Genomic DNA, 18,212 nt, shown 5'->3' on the forward strand with positions numbered 1-18,212 from the left:
TCCGGCTGAGCGCCGCCCTGTGTTGTGCAGTGGCGGCGCTTGTCGCGTTGGCCGTTGTGTCGCTGTTTGTTGGATCGGGTGACGTCGCCCCCTCCGCAGTGTTTGAGGTGTTGCGTGGGCGTAGCTCGGGCTCGGCTGATGAAACCATTGTGTTGGGGTTGCGTGCTCCGCGGATTTGGGTGGCCTTGTTGGCGGGTGCTGCTTTGGGTATGGCTGGTGCGTTGACTCAGACGCTTACTCGTAATCCTTTGGCTGAGCCGGGGATTTTGGGTATTAATTCGGGTGCTGCCCTGGCGGTGGTGGCAGCGATGTCGTTGGTTCCCGACCTTCCACCGGTGCCTTTGGTGGTGGCGGCGATGCTGGGTTCTTTGGTGGCGGGTTCTGTGGTGTTGCTGTTGGGTGGTGTGTGGCGGGGCCGTCATGATGTTGTGCGGCTGGTTCTGTCGGGTGCCGCTTTCACAGCGGTGACTGCCGCACTGACTAATTATGTGTTGGTGACGAACCCACAGGTGTTTACGCAGTTTCGTTATTGGGATGCTGGTGCTGTGCAGGCCCGGCCAGGCGCATTGCTGGTGGTCACGGGGGTGTTGTCGGCATGCGCGGTGGTGGTACTGGTGCTTATTGGAAAGCAGGTTAATGCGCTGTCCTTGGGGGAAGAGATGGCGGGCTCGTTGGGGATTAATCCTCGCAGGGTTTATATTGCGGCCGGGTTGTGTGCTGTGGTGCTGGCGGCATGCGCGACGTCATTAGTTGGTCCGGTTGGTTTTTTGGGCTTGATGGCTCCGCTGATGGTTCGGTGGCTGACGGGACCTAGGATTGTGCCGCTGATGGTTGGCTGCGCCCTAACGGGTGCGCTGGTGTTGCTTGCTGCGGATGTGTGGGGGCGTGTGGTGTTGCCGCCGAGGGAGGTTCAGGCATCGATTATGTGTGCGCTGCTGGGTGGTCCGGTGTTTGTTGCGATTGCTCGGAAGGTGCGTGGTATTGGTGGCTAGTCGGGTGCAGACCCGCGCGTTCGGTATGCAGCGCGTGGTTGATGTTCGGGGCGTGACGGTGTTGTGGCATCCTCGCGCGGTGTTTGCGTGCCTGGTGCTTGGTGCGGTGATTGTTGGTTGTGCGCTGCTTTTGCTTACCCAGGGGTCGATGAAGTTGTCTGTTACGGAGGTGGGCCAGGCGTTGGCGCACCCGGGTGCGGATAGTCGTGATCGCTTGGTGGTGTGGGGTATTCGCTTGCCGATGATCGTCACGGGACTGGCAACGGGCATGGCGTTGGGTGCTGCGGGGATGTTGTTTCAGACGTTGAGCCGTAACGCCTTGGGTTCGCCGGAGATCATCGGGCTGGTTAGCGGCGCGGCGTTCGGGGCGGTGGTTGGCATTACGTTTCTGCAGACCACAGGGTGGCGCACTTCGTTGGCGGCGGTGGCGGGGTGTGCGCTGGCGGCAGGGTTGGCGTACGCGTTGGCGCCTCGCGGGTCGGGGTTTATTAACCGTTTGGTGCTGATTGGGTTGGGGCTGTCTGCTTGTTATGGGGCTGCTACTACCCTGCTGCTCACGCGGATTGACCCGGATATTGCTATCGCTGGGCAGGTGTGGTTGGTGGGGACGTTGAATGCCCGCCAGTGGACGCATGCGGTTCCGGCTGTGGCTGCTGTGGTGGTGTGTCTTCCGGTTGCGTGGGTGTTGGTGCGGCATCTGCGTGTGATGGAGCTTGGTGATGCTTTGTGCGCGGGGCTTGGCGTGCGGATTCCCCGGGTGACTGCTGCTGTGACGGTAGTGGGTGTGGTGCTTACTGGCGCCGCGATTGCTAGTACGGGGCCGATTTCTTTTATTTCTTTGGCTGCTCCCCAGATTGCGCGCCGGTTGACGGGCCAGCAGGTTGTGCCTGTGACGACTGCCGCGCTGACTGGTGCGGTGTTGTTGTTGGTGCCCCAGTGCATTGTTCACTTGGCACCCGCGGGGTATCAGGCGCCGGTGGGCGTGGCAACCAGCGTGGTCGGTGGGCTTTATTTGATCTTTTTTATCCTCAGGAGCAAGAGATGACGAATACGACTGTGGGCCTACGTGCAGAGGATGTCCGCCTGGCGTATGGCGAGCGCGTGGTAATCGATGGGGTCAGCGTGGCTATCCCCCAGGGTGCGTTTACGGTGATTATCGGCCCTAATGCGTGTGGTAAGTCGACGTTGCTTCGTGCGTTGGCGCGCTTACTGCCGCCTGAGCGTGGGCGGGTGTTGTTGGATGGTCGCGATATTCATTCGTTGTCGACGAAGGTTGTGGCGCGCCGGGTTGGGTTTTTGCCGCAGCAGCAGACGGCACCGGGGGATCTGCGGGTGCGTGATTTGGTGATGAGCGGCCGATTTCCTCATCAGTCATTTTTTTCGCGCATTAGTAATGATGACGTCGCGTGCGTTCAGCGCGCAATGGAGCTGACTGGTGTGCTGGATTTGCAGGAGCGCAAGGTTGAGGAGTTGTCTGGCGGTCAGCGCCAGCGCGCGTGGTTGGCGACTGCGATTGCGCAGGATACTGAGATTTTGTTGTTGGATGAGCCAACGACGTATTTGGACTTGGTGCACCAGTTGGAGGTGTTGAGGTTGTGCGCCAGTATTCAGAAGGAGGGTCGTACGGTGGTGGCGGTCTTGCATGATCTTAATTTGGCGGCGCGGTGTGCTGATCATGTGATTGTGATGAGTGCCGGTGAGGTGATTGGCCAGGGTACACCGCGGGAGGTGTATACGGAGCAGATGTTGGAGCGGGCTTTTGGTTTGGATTGTCGGATTATTGATGATCCGGAGACTGGTACGCCGTTGGTGATTCCTGCGGCGTCGACCACCGCGACGTCATGACTGCGAGGGTGGTGGTTCCGCAGTGGTGGGCTGAGGCGCTTGCGCAGCCGTCGATGGAGGTTGCGCGGCATTTGTATGCGTTGGAGCCTTGGGGTGGGGCGCCCCCTCCGAGTGTGCGGAGTTTTAGTGATGGCATCGCGTACGCCACGCTGAGCGTGTTGGCTTGGCGTCCCGGTGCGCAGCAGGTGTTGTTGCATGTGTCGAATGCGACGGATGCGCATAGGGAGGATTTTCGTCCGTGGTTGATGCAGCGTTTGCCGGGGACTCCTTTGTTCGCGTTGACGGTGGAGGTGCCGGCGGATGCGATTGTGTCCTATCGGATTGCTGATGTGACGGGGCTGCCCTATGACATTGGCGGCACGAGGGCTGGCTGGAAGAAGGTGCATGAGCTGGGTGTGCCTGATGAGCACAATTCCCATCGCATTCGGACGCCATTGGGTGGGGATGCGAGTGTCTGGTACGGGCCTGATGCGCCGTGGAATGGCTGGGCAGCAACTGAGGCGGAGCAAGCGGTAGTTGATCCGGCTGCAGAAGCCCACTGTCCCTGGGTTGTGGTGGAAAGGGGCGGGCTGCGTTTTGATGTGTTGCCGGGTGATGAGCGCGTGGTGGTGCTCTATGATGGACAATTCTTGCGCTCGCACAGGCTGGATCGGGCGATGGCCGCGGAGGGGCTTGGGCACACGGTGGTGCTTGTGGATTGCGGAACCTTTGATCAGCGGCGCGACATTCTGACGGTGCCTGATCGTGCAGCGCAGGTTACTCGCGAGGCGTTGGCTGCTGCTCGCGAGGTCAACCGGAGTTGGCAGGTGCACGATTATGCATGCGAACAGACCTGCGAACAGGCGTACGTGATCGCCGGGCAGTCATATGGCGCGCTTGCGGTGGCGACACTGTGTGCGCACTACCCCGGTTTGACGCGTGCGGGGCTGGCACAGTCGGGCTCCTATTGGTTTGATCCTGCAGAAGACCCGAGCGCCCGTGGAAGCACCCAGGGACACCCCGGCAGCTGCGAAGGCCTACTGCTGCGTCAACTGCGGCAGGGGCTGGGTGAGGTCGATACTCCGATGATCATCCAGGTGGGCTCGGAGGAAGGCGGCATGCGGTCGCTGTCGCAGGCGTATTTCGAGGTTCTACAGTCGCGCCGGGCTCCGCACGTGATCTATCGGGAGGTTCGGGGTGGCCATGATTATGCCTGGTGGCGCCACGGAATTATCGACGCACTGAAGCAGTTCGATGCCTTTTTCGCCGACCAGCATTAGTACCTGCGGCACTAGTGGCGGCAGGTTTTTTCGCGCGACGCCAGCGGCAGCCTACTTGCGCGCGCGGCGCTGTGGGCGGGGTGCCACTACCCCGTCGGCGAGGCGGCGTGCCCACACGAGGAAGGCGGTGTGTGCGTTCATGCGATGTTCGGGGCGGGTGGCTAGGCCTTCGACCTTCCATTCGCGCACGAGGGATTCCCAGGCGCGGGGTTCGGTGAAGCACTTCTTTTCGCGGATGCCTTCCATGACTTTCATCAGCTGGGGTACGGTGGCGACGTAGGTCATGAAGACGCCGCCGGGTACGAGGATCTCGGCGACGGTGTCTAGGCATTCCCAGGGTTCGAGCATGTCGAGGATGACGCGGTCGACGGGTTTGCCGTCTAGGTCCTTCAATCCGACTTGGGTGAGGTCACCCAGGCGCAGGTCCCAGTTGTCGGGGTGCCCGCCGAGGTATTCGGAGACGTTCTTTTCGGCGTATTCGAGGTGGTCTTCGCGGATTTCGTAGGAGATCAGTTCGCCGTGTTCACCAATCATCCGCAGCAGGCTCATCGACAGGGCTCCGGAGCCAGCGCCTGCCTCGAGTACGCGGGCACCTGGGAAGATGTCACCTTCGACGAGGATTTGGGCGGAGTCTTTGGGGTAGATCACTGCGGCGCCGCGTGGCATGGACAGTACGTGGTCGACCATGAGGTGGCGGAAGCATAGGTATTGTCCACCGGTTTGGGAGACGACTACGGTGCCCTCGTCGGCGCCGATAATGTCATCGTGGGCGATGCCGCCTTTGTGGGTGAAGAACGTCTCCCCCGGCTCGAGGGTGATGGTGAAGTGTCGCCGTTTAGCGTCGGTGAGTTGTACGCGGTCGCCGGGTTGGAAAGGTCCTGAATAAGCCATGGGTGGTTAGTCTAGCGTGTAGTAGGCGGCGAGCACCTCTGTGAAGTCTTTGAGGTCACTGTAGGCGCACATTTCGCGTGCGGAGTGCATGCTCAGCAGTGGAATGCCGACGTCGACGGTGAGGATGCCTAGGCGTGTCGCTGTGATGGGGCCGATGGTGGAGCCGCAGGGTACGTCGTTGTTTCCGACGAATTGTTGCACTGCGACGCCTGCTTTTTCGGAGGCTCGTAGCCAGATGTCGTTGCTGCGTGCGTCGGATGCGTAGCGCTGGTTGGCGTTGACCTTAAGGACGGGGCCTGCGCCGAGCACGGGGTGCGTGTTGGGGTCGTGCTTGGAGGCGAAGTTGGGGTGGACGCTGTGTGCTGCGTCTGCTGAGATGCAGCTGGAGCGGGCAAACATGGCGTAGAGGTCGTCCTCCCCTGCCCCGAGTGCGTAGGCGGTGCGTTTGAGTACGTCTTCGAGGATGGGGCCTGCGGCGCCGTAGCGGCTGGAGGATCCAATTTCTTCGTGGTCGAAGGCTGCCAGCACTAATACATCTTTAATTGATGACGTCGCGTTGCTGTCTGCGACCACGTCCAGTAGCGCCTCCAGGCTGGGATAGACGCTGGAGAGGTTGTCTAGGCGGCCGGCGGCGAGGAACTCGTTTTTGATGCCGAATGCGCGGGGAGGCTGGGTGTCTGCGGTGATGAGGTCGTGTGTGCGGACACCGTCCAGCAGCGTGGCTAGCTCCGGGGATTCGACTAGTCCGTAGATGGGCTGCATGTGTTGCTGGCGTTCCAGCTTGAGCTCGTCCTGGCGGTAGAGATGGATGGCTAGGTGGGGTACGCGGAGTACGGGGCCGGTGGCGACGAGTCGTCGGTTGCCGTCGGCGTCGATGATTTGGCCGGCTAGTTGCAGTTCGCGGTCGAGCCAGCTGGCGAGGATGGGTCCGCCGTAGATTTCGACGGGTGCTTGGTGGAAGCCTTCTTTGTCGAAGCTGATGGTGGGCTTGAGTTTGAGGCCGGGCGAGTCGGTGTGGGAGCCGATGATCCGGAATCCTGACGTCGCGGGGCTTGCGTTTTCGGGTACCCACCAGGCCATGAGTGCTCCGCCGCGGACCATGTAGTGGCCGCCGGGGGTTGCTTGCCATGTGTCGGTTTCGTCTTGTCGCGTGAATCCAGCGGTGTTTAGGATGGCGGCGATGTTTTCGGCCGCGTGGTAGGAGCTGGGGCTGGAGGCGATGAACTCTTCGATGCTAGGCAATGCAGTCATGCGTTCAAGTGTAGTCCCCTACTCCCCCTAGTATGAGGTGGCGTTTGACGAGGAGCTCGGTGCAAGTTATATCGGGGGCAATCGTTCGGCCCGGCCTTGCCCCTCTCGGGGCGGGGTACGGGCTGGATTTCTATTCAGAAGTGTCCGCCTTGAGAAACATGAAGCGAGCTAGCTCCCTTGAGGAATAGCTATCGAATCTTGTGCAGCGTGGGATGGTAGTGGTTGAGCCATCTGACAGGCAATGGCTGAACAACGTAAGTCTTTAAAAGCTGGGGAACCCTGAGGTTGTGCTCGAGGGGTCCAGAACTCTTAAACCATTGGATCGAAAAGCGGGGGTACCCGTCAGGTGCCATCGTCATGCCCTCTTGAAAGCGATCGCAGCCAATGTCTCCAGATCTTTATTGTCGCTGCGTTTGGCCAGGCCGGTATCCACTGAGGAGAACAAGGAGTTGAGGATCAGCGCGCGTTCTTCGTCTTTGAGCGCCTGTTCTTTTTCCATTAAGGAAAGGTAGAAGTAGGTCGAAGTAGGTCATAGTGCTCCACTTCCGAGGCCCGTGTCACCACGGGCCTTCGTGCTGCTGCACAGCCAGTAGAATGATCAACCATGCCTAGCGCCGACAGTGCCCCCACCGACGAACCCACTAACAGCAGCACCCCTGCGCTCACCAAAAAACGTAAGCGCGCGCCCCTAGCCCTGTCGCCATCGCGCTGCGGCGACTACCTCCAGTGCCCGTTGCTGTTTCGCTTCCGCGCACTCGACCGCCTCCCCGAACCCAAAACCGTCGCCCAAGTAAAAGGCACCCTGGTGCACGCCGTGCTAGAGGAAATGCATAAGCTGCCACGCGAGCAGCGCCTCTACCCCGCCGCCGTCAAACAGCTCAAACCCACCTGGGCCGACATGTGCGCTAAGGACAAAGACCTCCTCGAGCTGGTACCAGAGGAGGAACTCTACGATTTTTTGGTGGAATGCCGAAGCCTCCTGCGTGGCTACTTCGAGATGGAAAACCCCCAAGGCTTCGACGCCTACGCCACAGAAATGTACGTCGACACCGTGCTGCCCAATGGTGTACCTGTGCGTGGCTTCATAGACCGCGTCGACGTCGCGCCGACCGGACAGGTCCGGGTGGTCGACTATAAGACGGGCAAGAAGCCTCTCCCCCGCTACTCCGACCAAGCGAAGTTCCAAATGCGTTTCTACGCGCTGGTCTACTGGCGTCTCTACGGCCGCATTCCCGACCAACTGCGGTTGATGTACTTAAAGGTCATGGACTCCATGTTCCTGGCGCCTTCTAAGGAGGAACTCGAGTACTTCGAGCGTGACCTGGCCGACCTGTGGGCGAAGATCCAAGCAGACATCGAAGCCGGACAATTTAAGACGAAAACCTCCAAACTCTGCGGCTGGTGCCCTCACCAGAGCCTATGCCCCGAATTCGGTGGAACACCCCCAGAATTTGTGCGCCCCTAGAGCACGACGGAGCCGATGGCGAAGCCAAACACCACGGCCAGGGCGATACACATCGTGCCGGGGATGATGAAGCTGTGGTTAAACACGTACTTGCCGATGCGGGTAGAGCCGGTGTCGTCCATTTCGACCGCAGCCAAGAGCGTCGGGTAGGTCGGCAGGACGAAGAGGCTGGACACCGCGGCGAAGGAAGCGACGACGGTCAACGGCGACACACCGAGCGCGAGCGCCGCCGGCATGAGCGCCTTGGCGGTAGCCGCCTGCGAGTACAGCAAGGCCGCCGCTGCGAACACCACGACCGCGAGCATCCACGGCTGGGTCTGCATGACGGAGCCCGCAGACTCCTTAATCCAGTCGATGTGGGCATTGATGATCGTCGTCCCCAGCCACGCGACACCCATGACACACACGCAGGCTGACATGCCGGCCTTGAAGACCTGAGTATCCAAGATGTCCGCAGCATGCAACTTGCAGGACACTACGATCGCGGTGGCGGTGGCCAACATGAGGCTCATGATTGCTTCGTTACGCGGCAGCGTTGGGTCGGAAATCAGCCCCACCTGTTCCGAGATGGCGGTGGCGTAGGCCATCACGATGACGATGGCGCCGAGGAAGAGTCCGACGCTCAACTTGGCCTCCCTGGTGGGCGTGTAGTTCGACGCGCTCGTGGGTTCTTTCACTCGGCCGGCTACTAGGCGCTGCTGGTAGATCGGATCATCCTCAAGGTTCTTGCCCAGGTGGTTAGCGACGAACGCAGTGGGGAAGATTGCAAGGAAGGTCGCAGGAATGACTACTGCAAGTAGTTGGAGGTAGCCGACGCCGTGGGGCTCAAGGATGGAGGCCAAAAACACGACTGCTGCGGAGATCGGCGAGGCAGTGATCGCCATTTGAGAGGCGACGACCGCGACCGACAGCGGGCGCGAGGGGCGCACGTTGCCTTCCTTGGCGACCTCCGCGATCACCGGCAGGGTGGAAAAGGCGGTGTGCCCGGTGCCTGCGAGGACAGTCATCAAATAGGTGACGACTGGTGCAAGGTAGGTGACGTGCTTGGGGTTTTTGCGTAGGAGTTTTTCTGCGACGGCGACCAGATAATCCATGCCGCCGGCCTTCTGCATCGCGGCGATGGCGGCGATCACCGACATGATGATGCCGATGACGTCGAAGGGAATATCTTCGCGGCTGACGGGGACACCTGTCAGCCCTAGGAGGAGCACGCCGAGGCCACCGGCGAATCCGATGGCGATACTACCTAGGCGAGCGCCGATGACGATTGCTGCTAGAACAATTGCGATATGTAGGGCTGTGAGCATTTGTGCTGGTGTAATCCTTGAAGATAGGAGGCGGTGAACAAAAAGCCGCGCTGGTCAACGCGTGGACTGAACTACCCTACGTTGGACAGCGCGGCCGGGTTAAAAACCCAGTGTGGGGGCTGAGAATTGCTGACCCACACTGGTGGTGTTGGTGCTTGGGCCTAATCGAGGTAGAGCTGCCCGCGGAACATCGGGTGCATGAGGTTCTCGGGGCTCAAAACCTGGTCGAGAGTTTCCTCATCCATCAAGCCCTTTTCCAAAACAAGTTCGCGAACCGACTTGCCCGTCGCTGCGGCCTCCTTGCCGATGAGGTCGCCATTGTGGTGGCCGATGAAGGGGTTGAGGTAGGTGACGATACCGATGGAGTTGTCGACGTACGCGCGGCAGACATCAGCGTTGGCGGTGATGCCCTCGACGCACTTTTCGCGCAGAGCTTCCGCGGCGTTGCCGAGGATGCGGATGGACTGGAACAGGGCCTCGCCGATGACGGGCTCCATGACGTTGAGCTGCAGCTGGCCGGCTTCCGCAGCCATGGTGACGGTCAGGTCGTTACCGAAGACCTTGAAGCACACCTGGTTGACCACTTCGGGGATAACTGGGTTAACCTTCGCCGGCATGATGGAGGACCCTGCCTGGCGGGGCGGGAGGTTGATCTCTCCCAAGCCTGCACGCGGCCCGGAGGACAGCAGGCGCAGGTCGTTGCAGATCTTCGACAGCTTCATTGCCGCACGCTTGATCGCGCCGTGGGCCAGCACGTAGGCGCCGGTGTCGGAGGTGGCTTCGATCAGGTCACGAGCAGACTTGATTTCCAGGCCGGTGACCTCGGACAGCGCTGCGGTGACCTGGTGGCGGTAGCCCGAAGGGGTGTTCACGCCGGTGCCGATAGCGGTGGCACCCAGGTTGACCTCAAGAAGACGCGCGGAAGCATCGCGCAACACCGATTGCTCTTCAGCCAGGTTGTGTGCGAAAGCATGGAACTCCTCGCCCAGGGTCATCGGAACGGCGTCCTGCAGCTGGGTGCGGCCCATCTTCAAGATGTCCACGAATTCGGTCCCCTTGGCCTGGAATGCTTGCTGCAGCAGGTCGATCTTTGCGATGAGTTCTTCCATCGCCGCGTAGACACCCAGTCGGAAGCCCGTGGGGTAAGCGTCGTTGGTGGACTGGCTCATGTTGACGTCATCGTTGGGGTTGATGATGTCGTAGCGTCCCTTGTCATAGCCGAGGTGCTCCAGTGCGAGGTTTGCAACAACCTCGTTGGTGTTCATGTTGAGGGAGGTTCCGGCACCGCCCTGGAACACATCAATCGGGAACTGATCCATGCAGCGACCCTTGTCGAGAATCTCGTCGCAGGCCCACACGATGGCGTCGCACTTTTCTTTCGGCAGGGTGTGCAGGCGTCGGTTGGCCAGTGCGGTGGCCTTCTTGACTGCAACCATGCCGCGGATGAATTCCGGTACGTGGTTGATGGTGGTGCGGGAAATCTGGAAGTTTTCTACCGCGCGGAGGGTGTGGACACCGTAGTAGGCGTCGTTGGGAACTTCCATCTCCCCGAGCAAGTCGACTTCCATGCGGTAGCCGTCGCGGGCCTTGGACTTCGATGCGGCGGGGCCTGTAGTGGCGGGGGTCTGCTTGGACTCAGTCTTGGTGGTCGAGGTGTCAGCGGCCGCGTTGGAGGTGTCCGCGGCGTTGTCGGCTGCGGTGTTTTTCTTGCTGTTTTTGGTAGCCATGCCACGAGCTTAAACGCCATCGGGCGGCTATGCCAGGGGTTGGGGAAACAAAAGACCCACTTTGAAAGTATTTCACCCCCAAAGGTGGGCCTATCGACAGGGTTTGACTATAATTGTGATTCAGCTAGCAGCCCTGAGTGTAACCCCGCACGCCAAGCACAGGGCTACCCGCCCAAACGCGCAATGCGGATTTCGGTCGCAAGAATAGCCTTCGCCCCAAGATCCAGCAGACGGTCCATCACATCATTAGCCTCCGCACGCGGAACCATCGCACGCACAGCAACCCACTGTTCATCCGCAAGCGGCGCAACAGTCGGAGCGGACACACCGGGGGTGATCTTCGCGGCGTCATCAAGCTTCGTGCGCGGCACATTGTAATCAAGCATCAGGTAATTCTGAGCGTGCAAAATACCCTCGATGCGGTTGAGCAAGACGCGCATCTCCGTGGTCATCTCAATGCCACGGCGCCCCACCACCACAGCCTCAGAGGACACCAGTGCCTCACCGAAAGGCTCCAACCCTTGCTTCTCCAACGTGCGTCCGGTGGAGACCACATCGGCAATAACATCGGCCACCCCCAGCTTGATGGAAATCTCCACCGCACCATCCAGCCACACCACCGTCGCATCCAACCCGCGGGCAGCTAGATCCTTCTTCACCAAATTTGGATATGACGTCGCGATGCGTGCGCCGCCCAAACGCTCAACGGTCCAACCACTATTCTTTGGCGCGGCGTAACGGAACGTCGACGCCCCGAAGCCCAAGGACAACACCTCTTCAACCTCAGCCAAAGAATCCCCCGCCAAGTCGCGGCCAGTAATACCGAGATCAAGGTGGCCGTTGGCAACATAGATAGCGATGTCCTTGGGGCGGAGGAAGAAAAACTCCACCCCATTAGCCTTATCGACCACGGTGAGGGCCTTCGAATCACCGCGACCGCGGTACCCTGCCTCACGGAGAATCTCCATAGCCGCATCGGACAGGGAACCCTTGTTGGGCACAGCTACTTTGAGCATTTCAGACACGAGAAGTCCTTTTCGTTGTTAACACTTCGCCAACGCACAGCCATTTCCGAGCACGAGGGCATCAAACGGCGCGCCACACACCGGCGACGCAGCCACAAAAATCAGAGGTACTTGTAAATGTCGTCGAGTTCGATACCCCGAGCCAACATGAGGGTCTGAGTCCAGTACATCAACTGCGAGATTTCCTCGGCCATTTCCTCATCAGACTGGTACTCCGCAGCGATCCAGACCTCGCCAGCTTCCTCGATAACCTTTTTGCCGATATGGTGAACGCCCTTGTTCACGGCCTGCACTGTGCCGGAATCAGACTCGTTGTTAGCGACCTTTGCCTTGAGTTCCTCAAAGAGGCTATCGAAGTTCTTCACCCGAACAAGTCTAGACGACCCACTTCTCAATGTCGGCAGGGGTAACCCCAACCCACGTGCGCGAGCCATGCAGCTGCTGTAGCGTACGCACCCCAGCGGGCACCGCTGCGTCATCACTCTCCGGCAAACCAATGGTGATGCAGCCAGCATCTGCCGCAGAACGCATACCGGTCGCCGAATCCTCGAAGGCCACGCAGGTGCTGGGATCTACCCCCAGCAGCCGCGCTGCATGCAGATACGGCTCGGGCGAAGGCTTACCCGCCGGCACCTCATCGCCACAGACAGTGTGGACGAAGAAATCCTCGCCGATCGCTCGGATAGATCCGGCCGCAATTTCACGCGGAGTATTGGTAACCAACACCATGGGTACCCCCTCAGCCCGCAGGGCTTCCAACAACTCCCGCGCCCCCGGGTTCAGCGTCAACCTCGTGGCGAATAGCTCCTGCATGCGCTCGACGGTAAAGCGGTAATTGTCTGCAATGAGCTGATCATTGAGCTTAACGCCAGCGTGCTCAGCGGCGATCGCAATCGTGTTGCGGAACGACCCGCCGATCGTGCGCTCCCGCAGCTCCGGGGTGAGGCGGCGGCCCAGTCGCTCACTCATTTCAAAGGTCGCGATACTCCACAGCGGCTCGGAGTCGACCAGAGTTCCGTCCATGTCCCAGAAAACAGCACTAAAAGACCTCACGATCCCTCACACTACACGTTGAAGTACTTAGCCTCCGGGTGGTAGAGAACGAACGCGTCCGTCGACTGCTCCGGGTGAAGCTGAAGCTCCTCAGACAGCTCAACCCCAATGCGGCCTGGCTCGAGAAGCTCGACCATGGTGGCACGATCCTCCAGGTTGGGACAGGAACCATAGCCGAAGCTGTAGCGAGCACCACGATACTCCAGGTCGAAGAAACGCGTTGGGTCTGTTGCATCAAAGTCGCCGACCTTCACACCACTGCCCAAGTCGAGCTCTCCACGCACGCGCGCATGCCAGTACTCGGCCAATGCCTCCGTAAGCTGCACGCCAAGGCCATGGACCTCCAGGTAATCGCGGTACTCATCGCGGGCAAACAGATCATTAGCGAAGTCCGCAATTGGCTGGCCCATGGTGACCAATTGTAAAGGCATGACGTCGACCTGGCCGGTAGCCTTCGCACGCTCCCGGCTGGTGATGAAGTCCGCAATGCACAAGAAGCGGCCCCTGCTTTGGCGGGGGAAGTCGAAACGCGCACGCACCGCGGCGTCAGGATGCGGTTCCTCCAAAATCAACACGCTGTCACCCTCGGAGACCGCGGGGAAATAACCGTAGACGACGGCCGCATGGTCCAGGATGCCCTCGGACTTCAAACGATCAATCCAGTAGCGCAAGCGTGGGCGGCCCTCCTGCTCCACGAGCTCCTCGTAGCCGGGGCCCTCTCCCCCACGCGTCGGCTTCAGGCCCCACTGGCCCATGAACAGCGCGCGTTCATCCAGGTTAGGCAGATACTCGGCCAAGGGTAGGCCCTTGACAATGCGGGTTCCCCAGAACGGCGGGGTCGCGATGGGAACGTCAACCTCCACGTCAGAGCGCTCCGGAATCTCCACCGGGGCTGCCTCCGCTTTACGCTTTTCTGCGATCTTCTTCGAGCGTTCGTGGCGGGCCTTGCGCTCCTCACGCTTCTTCTGCGCCGCTAACGCAGTCTCGAGAGCCTCGGCGCTTTGCTCAGTCGTCGAACCCCCCTTTTTCAGCGCCATGATCTCATCCATCAGACGCAGGCCCTCGAAAGCATCGCGGGCATAGTGCACGTCGCCCTCGTAAATTTCTGTGAGGTCATTTTCCACATAGGTACGCGTCAACGCCGCACCACCGAGGATGACGGGAATATCTGCCGCGCCGGCGGTGTTCATCTCCACCAGGTTTTCCTTCATCACCACGGTGGACTTAACCAGCAGGCCGGACATACCAACGACGTCCGCGCCAGCATCCCGCGCCGCGCTAATAATGGTGGAAATTGGCTGCTTGATGCCCAGGTTGACCACGTCGTAGCCGTTGTTGGACAAGATGATGTCCACCAGGTTTTTACCAATGTCGTGCACGTCGCCCTTGACGGTGGCCAGCACGATGGTCCCCTTCGAACCGGTGTCATCGCTAGCCTCCATGAACTGCTCCAGGTAGGCCACCGCAGCCTTCATCGTCTCAGCGGACTGCAGGACGAACGGCAGCTGCATTTTGCCCGAGCCGAAGAGTTCGCCCACCGTCTTCATGCCGCTCAACAGGTCTTGGTTGATGATCTCGATCGGTGTTTTTTCCTGCATACCTGCGTCGAGGTCCGCTTCGAGACCTTGTTTTTCACCGTCGATGATGCGCTGGGACAGCCGCTCAAACAAAGGCAACGCGGCCAGTGCTTCCGCACGCGCATCTTTTGCTGACGCCGCGGAAACACCCTCAAACAATTCCATGAAGGTTTGCAGGGGGTCGTAGCCTTCCCGACGACGGTCGTAGACCATGTCGAGGGCCACTTCGCGCTGGCGTTCGTCAATGCGGTTCATCGGCAGGATCTTGCTGGAGTGCGCGATGGCAGTATCCAAGCCGGCTTCGATGCACTCGTTCAAAAACACCGAGTTGAGAACCTGGCGGGCAGCCGGGTTGAGGCCAAAGGAGATATTGGACAAGCCCAGCGTGGTGTGCACGTCTGGGTACTTGGCCTTGAGCTGACGGATCGCCTCGATGGTTTCGATACCGTCGCGGCGGGTTTCTTCCTGGCCAGTAGAAATGGGGAAGGTCAGCGTGTCGACGATGATGTCTTGCTGGCGTAGGCCCCATGTGCCGGTGATGTCTTCGATCAGACGGCTGGCGATCTCTACCTTCTTCTCAGCCGTGCGGGCCTGACCTTCCTCGTCAATTGCGAGGGCCACCACCGCCGCACCGTGATCTTTAACCAAGCGCATGATCCGCTGGTAGCGGGAATCCGGACCATCGCCGTCTTCAAAGTTGACCGAGTTGACCGCGCAGCGTCCACCCAAGTGCTCCAACCCAACGCGGATGACCTCCGGTTCGGTGGAGTCAATCATGATCGGCAAAGTCGAGCTAGTGGCCAACAAACCAGCCAACGTAGCCATGTCCTCGCGGCCATCACGGCCCACGTAGTCCACGCACAAATCGAGCATGTGGGCGCCGTCGCGGGTCTGCTGCTTTGCGATATCGACGCACTTTTCCCAGTCCCCCGCCAGCATCGCTTCACGGAACGCCTTCGAACCATTGGCGTTGGTGCGCTCGCCGATCATGGTGATGCCCGTGTCTTGGGTCAGCGGCACGCTCGTGTACAAGCTGGCCACATGGTCGCTGGTGTCCGGATGCCTGTCTGCCTTGATGACGGCAGGGGTGGCGTCATCACCCAACACGGCGGTGCGGACTGCAGAAATGTGCGCAGGTGTCGTACCACAGCAGCCGCCGACCATAGACAGGCCGTAGCCGGTGACAAACTGCTGGAGGGCCTCGGCAAGTTCCGGGGCAGTCAAGGGGTACTCCGCGCCATTTTTGCCCAAGATCGGGAGACCAGCGTTGGGCATGACGGACACGGGGATAGTGGAATGCTGGGACAAATAGCGTAGGTGCTCGCTCATCTCCGCGGGGCCCGTCGCACAGTTCAGGCCAATCATGTCGATACCCAAAGGTTCAAGAGCGGTGAGTGCCGCGCCGATTTCTGAACCCAACAGCATGGTTCCGGTGGTCTCCACCGTGACGTGGCAGATGATCGGCAGGCGAACACCTGCTTGCTCGAACGCCTCGTGGCAGCCCAACACAGCTGCCTTTACTTGCAGCAAGTCCTGTGCGGTTTCCACCAAAATTGCATCTGCGCCAGCCTCGACCATGCCGAGTGCAGCCTTGATGTAGTAAGCCTTCAAGTCCTCGTAAGGGGCGTGACCCAGGGAAGGCAGCTTGGTACCCGGGCCGAGCGAACCGACGACGAACCTGGGCATCCCGTCCGGGCCGGGGCCCATCTCGTCTGCAACCTCGCGGGCGATCTTCACACCCTTGTAGGCCAGCTCCTGGCAGCGATCCTCGATGCCGTAATCAGCAAGGTTGGGTAAGTTGCAACCAAAGGTGTTGGTCTCCACCAAGTCTGCGCCGGCCTCAAAATAGGCGCGGTGGATCTCTCGTAATACATCGGGACGGGTGTCGTTGAGGATCTCATTACAGCCCTCAAGGCCTAGAAAATCCTTGTCGACATCCAGGTCGTAGCCTTGCAGCTGAGTACCCATCGCCCCGTCGCCAATGAGCACGCGAGTAGAGAGGGCATCCAGGAATTCAGTGCGGGTTTTCAAAGCCATGAGTAGACAGCTTAGTCCATTTTCTTCGAGGGGCTGTCATTGGGGGTTGTGAAAAGAAAAAACCCCACGTCATGCGGGGTTTTTGTGTGTGAGTATTTTAGGGCCGGAACTCAATCGCATCAACATCAAGCTCGACGCCACGGGCCTGACCCATGCGCGCAATCCACTGCCGTAGATCGGCCTCTTCCTCCAACTCGACCACCGCATAGTCATGCTTGGCATTGAAGGCGTCCACAGCCGCAGCAAAGGGTGCGATCCACGCATCCCACGCTTCCCCAGGAGCATCCTCTTCAGGCAGCGCATCCGCAAAGTCCAACAAGATAGCCTTCAACTCCGGCACGACAGCCGGATCAAAGGGCTGATCCCAGAAATCACGATCGTCCTCCGACAGATAAGAACCCGAGCCGAAGGCCTCCAACTGCTCGGTGAACTCGTCGATAAACGACTGCATAAATTCAAAAGGAAAACGGGCCATTAGGGAACCAACCTCACGCCCAACAGGGCCTCAATAGCATGTGCAACCTGCTCGGAGGACTCGCTCAAAGCAGCAGCATCCGCCGCATCACCAGCATAAGCAGACTGTTCAAGGCGGGCATCCGCCCACTGGTCAATCAAGAACAACACCCGTGGTGTGTCCAGATCATTAGCCAACGTCGCGTGCACGCCACGAACCATCGCCCGGTCACGCTGCACACTACCCGGCAGCTTGAAGGCCTCACGCCACCGCTGCAAGCGCTCGATCGCGGCGTCAAGAATCTCAGTCGACCACTCGCGATCATCACGATAGTGGCTGGCATAGAGGCCCAAACGAATCGCCGAAGGGTCCACACCCTGCTCAATCAACTTGGAGGCAAACACCAGGTTGCCCAGCGACTTGCTCATCTTTTCGCCATCCAAGCCGATCATCCCCGCGTGCACATAGTGGCCCGCCATGCGATCAATGCCGTAGCAAGCCTCCGCATGCGCCGCAGAGAATTCGTGGTGAGGAAACATCAAATCGCTACCGCCACCCTGGATGGAAAACACAGAACCAATACGGTTCATCGCGATAGCCGAACACTCCACATGCCAACCCGGGCGCCCCGCACCAAACGGAGCCTCCCATGAAGGCTCACCGGGACGAGCAGCACGCCACAAAAGCGCATCCAAAGGATCCTGCTTGCCTTGCCTATCCGGGTCTCCCCCGCGCTCGGCAAACAGTGCCTCCATGGTTGGCCGGTCGTAGTGCGACTCGTAACCAAACTGCTTGGTGGCGTCCACCTTCGCATACACGTCCGGGTATTCGCCCTCAACCTGGTAAGCGGCACCCTTATCGAGCAGCGTCTGGACCATGTCGATGACTTCATCCACCGACTCCATCGCACCAACGAATGCCACCGGCGGAAGGACGGACAATTGCTCCATGACGTCGCGGAACACCTGGATCTGCGAAGAGCCTAGCTCGCGCCAATCCACCCCGTCGCGCTCAGCACGTTCAAAGAGCGGATCGTCCACGTCGGTGACGTTTTGTACATACTCCACGCGTACCCCCTGCGCGAGGAGCATTCGATAAACCAGATCAAAGGTCACATAGGTCGCGGCATGCCCCAAGTGCGTGGCGTCATAGGGAGTGATGCCGCAGACATACATGCCTGCAACAGCCCCCGCGGCGTCATCGTTAAAAGCCTTGACCTCCCGCACAGTCTGCGAAGCCGAATCGTACAGCGACAGCTGCTGATCGGACAGAAGAGCGGGGGAAATTTCAGGTAAAGACGGTCGAGACCACGAATGCATGCGCTACAGC

At 59.9% G+C, this 18,212-nt stretch carries 15 protein-coding genes and 1 pseudogene; 5 read left to right on the forward strand and 11 right to left on the reverse strand.

The features are described 5' to 3' along the window. Positions 1–29 precede the first annotated feature (29 nt). From CARG_RS04665 to CARG_RS04680, 4 genes are read left to right on the forward strand one after another with little or no spacing between them, the layout of a single operon-like run. Positions 30–992, forward strand: a complete 963-nt coding sequence (locus CARG_RS04665; protein ID WP_020976250.1) for a FecCD family ABC transporter permease — start codon at positions 30–32, stop codon at positions 990–992. Beyond that, positions 985–2,037, forward strand: a complete 1,053-nt coding sequence (locus tag CARG_RS04670; RefSeq protein WP_020976251.1) for a FecCD family ABC transporter permease — start codon at positions 985–987, stop codon at positions 2,035–2,037. The genes CARG_RS04665 and CARG_RS04670 overlap by 8 nt, the downstream gene beginning before the upstream one ends. Further along, the gene (locus CARG_RS04675; RefSeq protein ID WP_020976252.1) at positions 2,034–2,837 is read left to right on the forward strand and encodes an ABC transporter ATP-binding protein; all 804 of its coding nucleotides are present in this window, start codon (positions 2,034–2,036) and stop codon (positions 2,835–2,837) included. Before CARG_RS04670 ends, CARG_RS04675 begins: the two co-directional genes overlap by 4 nt. After that, positions 2,834–4,096: an enterochelin esterase domain-containing protein gene (locus CARG_RS04680; RefSeq protein WP_020976253.1), complete on the forward strand. Its 1,263-nt coding sequence runs from the start codon at positions 2,834–2,836 to the stop codon at positions 4,094–4,096. Before CARG_RS04675 ends, CARG_RS04680 begins: the two co-directional genes overlap by 4 nt. A gap of 51 nt (positions 4,097–4,147) precedes the next feature. Here CARG_RS04680 and CARG_RS04685 read toward each other — a convergent pair whose 3' ends face one another. The 3 genes and pseudogenes from CARG_RS04685 to CARG_RS10235 all read right to left on the reverse strand — a co-directional run. Continuing rightward, complete coding sequence (locus CARG_RS04685; RefSeq protein WP_020976254.1) at positions 4,148–4,987, reverse strand: tRNA (adenine-N1)-methyltransferase; 840 nt, start codon at positions 4,985–4,987, stop codon at positions 4,148–4,150. A 6-nt stretch (positions 4,988–4,993) separates the two neighbouring features. Then, the gene (locus tag CARG_RS04690) at positions 4,994–6,238 is read right to left on the reverse strand and encodes a M18 family aminopeptidase (protein WP_020976255.1); all 1,245 of its coding nucleotides are present in this window, start codon (positions 6,236–6,238) and stop codon (positions 4,994–4,996) included. 355 nt (positions 6,239–6,593) lie between these two features. After that, positions 6,594–6,752: pseudogene (locus tag CARG_RS10235) on the reverse strand (DUF6161 domain-containing protein); the annotation flags it as partial. Positions 6,753–6,842: 90 nt separating this feature from the next. On the opposite strand from CARG_RS10235, the gene CARG_RS04695 reads away from it, so the two are divergent. Continuing rightward, a complete protein-coding gene (locus CARG_RS04695; RefSeq protein ID WP_020976257.1) occupies positions 6,843–7,703 on the forward strand; it encodes a RecB family exonuclease in 861 nt (286 codons plus the stop codon). Here the strand turns inward: CARG_RS04695 and CARG_RS04700 are convergent. The 8 genes from CARG_RS04700 to mshC all read right to left on the reverse strand — a co-directional run bounded on the left by CARG_RS04700 (position 7,700) and on the right by mshC (position 18,202). Further along, the gene (locus tag CARG_RS04700) at positions 7,700–9,010 is read right to left on the reverse strand and encodes an anaerobic C4-dicarboxylate transporter (protein ID WP_020976258.1); all 1,311 of its coding nucleotides are present in this window, start codon (positions 9,008–9,010) and stop codon (positions 7,700–7,702) included. The two genes, CARG_RS04695 and CARG_RS04700, sit on opposite strands and share 4 nt — an antisense overlap. Positions 9,011–9,171: 161 nt before the next feature. Continuing rightward, positions 9,172–10,737 (reverse strand): aspartate ammonia-lyase, encoded by a 1,566-nt coding sequence (aspA, locus tag CARG_RS04705; RefSeq protein WP_020976259.1) that lies wholly within the window; start codon positions 10,735–10,737, stop codon positions 9,172–9,174. Between the two features lie 164 nt (positions 10,738–10,901). Further along, complete coding sequence (gene hisG, locus CARG_RS04710; protein ID WP_041747446.1) at positions 10,902–11,753, reverse strand: ATP phosphoribosyltransferase; 852 nt, start codon at positions 11,751–11,753, stop codon at positions 10,902–10,904. Positions 11,754–11,863: 110 nt separating this feature from the next. Next, positions 11,864–12,127 carry a phosphoribosyl-ATP diphosphatase gene (locus CARG_RS04715; RefSeq protein ID WP_020976261.1) on the reverse strand — a complete coding sequence of 88 codons (264 nt, stop codon included), beginning with the start codon at positions 12,125–12,127 and terminating at the stop codon, positions 11,864–11,866. A gap of 10 nt (positions 12,128–12,137) precedes the next feature. Continuing rightward, on the reverse strand, positions 12,138–12,815 hold the full coding sequence (locus CARG_RS04720; RefSeq protein ID WP_268750375.1) for an HAD family hydrolase: 678 nt from the start codon (positions 12,813–12,815) through the stop codon (positions 12,138–12,140). A gap of 11 nt (positions 12,816–12,826) precedes the next feature. After that, entirely contained in the window at positions 12,827–16,429 is a 3,603-nt protein-coding gene (gene metH / locus CARG_RS04725; RefSeq protein WP_020976263.1) for a methionine synthase, read from the reverse strand. 97 nt (positions 16,430–16,526) lie between these two features. Further along, positions 16,527–16,904 (reverse strand): hypothetical protein, encoded by a 378-nt coding sequence (locus CARG_RS04730; protein ID WP_020976264.1) that lies wholly within the window; start codon positions 16,902–16,904, stop codon positions 16,527–16,529. After that, entirely contained in the window at positions 16,904–18,202 is a 1,299-nt protein-coding gene (gene mshC / locus CARG_RS04735; RefSeq protein WP_020976265.1) for a cysteine--1-D-myo-inosityl 2-amino-2-deoxy-alpha-D-glucopyranoside ligase, read from the reverse strand. Before mshC ends, CARG_RS04730 begins: the two co-directional genes overlap by 1 nt. Between the last annotated feature and the right edge of the window lie 10 nt (positions 18,203–18,212).

The sequence above is a fragment of the Corynebacterium argentoratense DSM 44202 genome, assembly GCF_000590555.1.
Taxonomy (GTDB): domain Bacteria; phylum Actinomycetota; class Actinomycetes; order Mycobacteriales; family Mycobacteriaceae; genus Corynebacterium; species Corynebacterium argentoratense.

Bases quoted from the DNA above. Each gene is read 5' to 3' on its own strand.
- CARG_RS04675 (WP_020976252.1), top strand. From the start codon at position 2,034: ATGACGAATACGACTGTGGGCCTACGTGCAGAGGATGTCCGCCTGGCG.
- CARG_RS04680 (WP_020976253.1), top strand. From the start codon at position 2,834: ATGACTGCGAGGGTGGTGGTTCCGCAGTGGTGGGCTGAGGCGCTTGCG.
- CARG_RS04685 (WP_020976254.1), bottom strand. From the start codon at position 4,987: ATGGCTTATTCAGGACCTTTCCAACCCGGCGACCGCGTACAACTCACC.
- CARG_RS04690 (WP_020976255.1), bottom strand. From the start codon at position 6,238: ATGACTGCATTGCCTAGCATCGAAGAGTTCATCGCCTCCAGCCCCAGC.
- CARG_RS04695 (WP_020976257.1), top strand. From the start codon at position 6,843: ATGCCTAGCGCCGACAGTGCCCCCACCGACGAACCCACTAACAGCAGC.
- CARG_RS04700 (WP_020976258.1), bottom strand. From the start codon at position 9,010: ATGCTCACAGCCCTACATATCGCAATTGTTCTAGCAGCAATCGTCATC.
- aspA (WP_020976259.1), bottom strand. From the start codon at position 10,737: ATGGCTACCAAAAACAGCAAGAAAAACACCGCAGCCGACAACGCCGCG.
- hisG (WP_041747446.1), bottom strand. From the start codon at position 11,753: ATGCTCAAAGTAGCTGTGCCCAACAAGGGTTCCCTGTCCGATGCGGCT.
- metH (WP_020976263.1), bottom strand. From the start codon at position 16,429: ATGGCTTTGAAAACCCGCACTGAATTCCTGGATGCCCTCTCTACTCGC.
- CARG_RS04730 (WP_020976264.1), bottom strand. From the start codon at position 16,904: ATGGCCCGTTTTCCTTTTGAATTTATGCAGTCGTTTATCGACGAGTTC.
- mshC (WP_020976265.1), bottom strand. From the start codon at position 18,202: ATGCATTCGTGGTCTCGACCGTCTTTACCTGAAATTTCCCCCGCTCTT.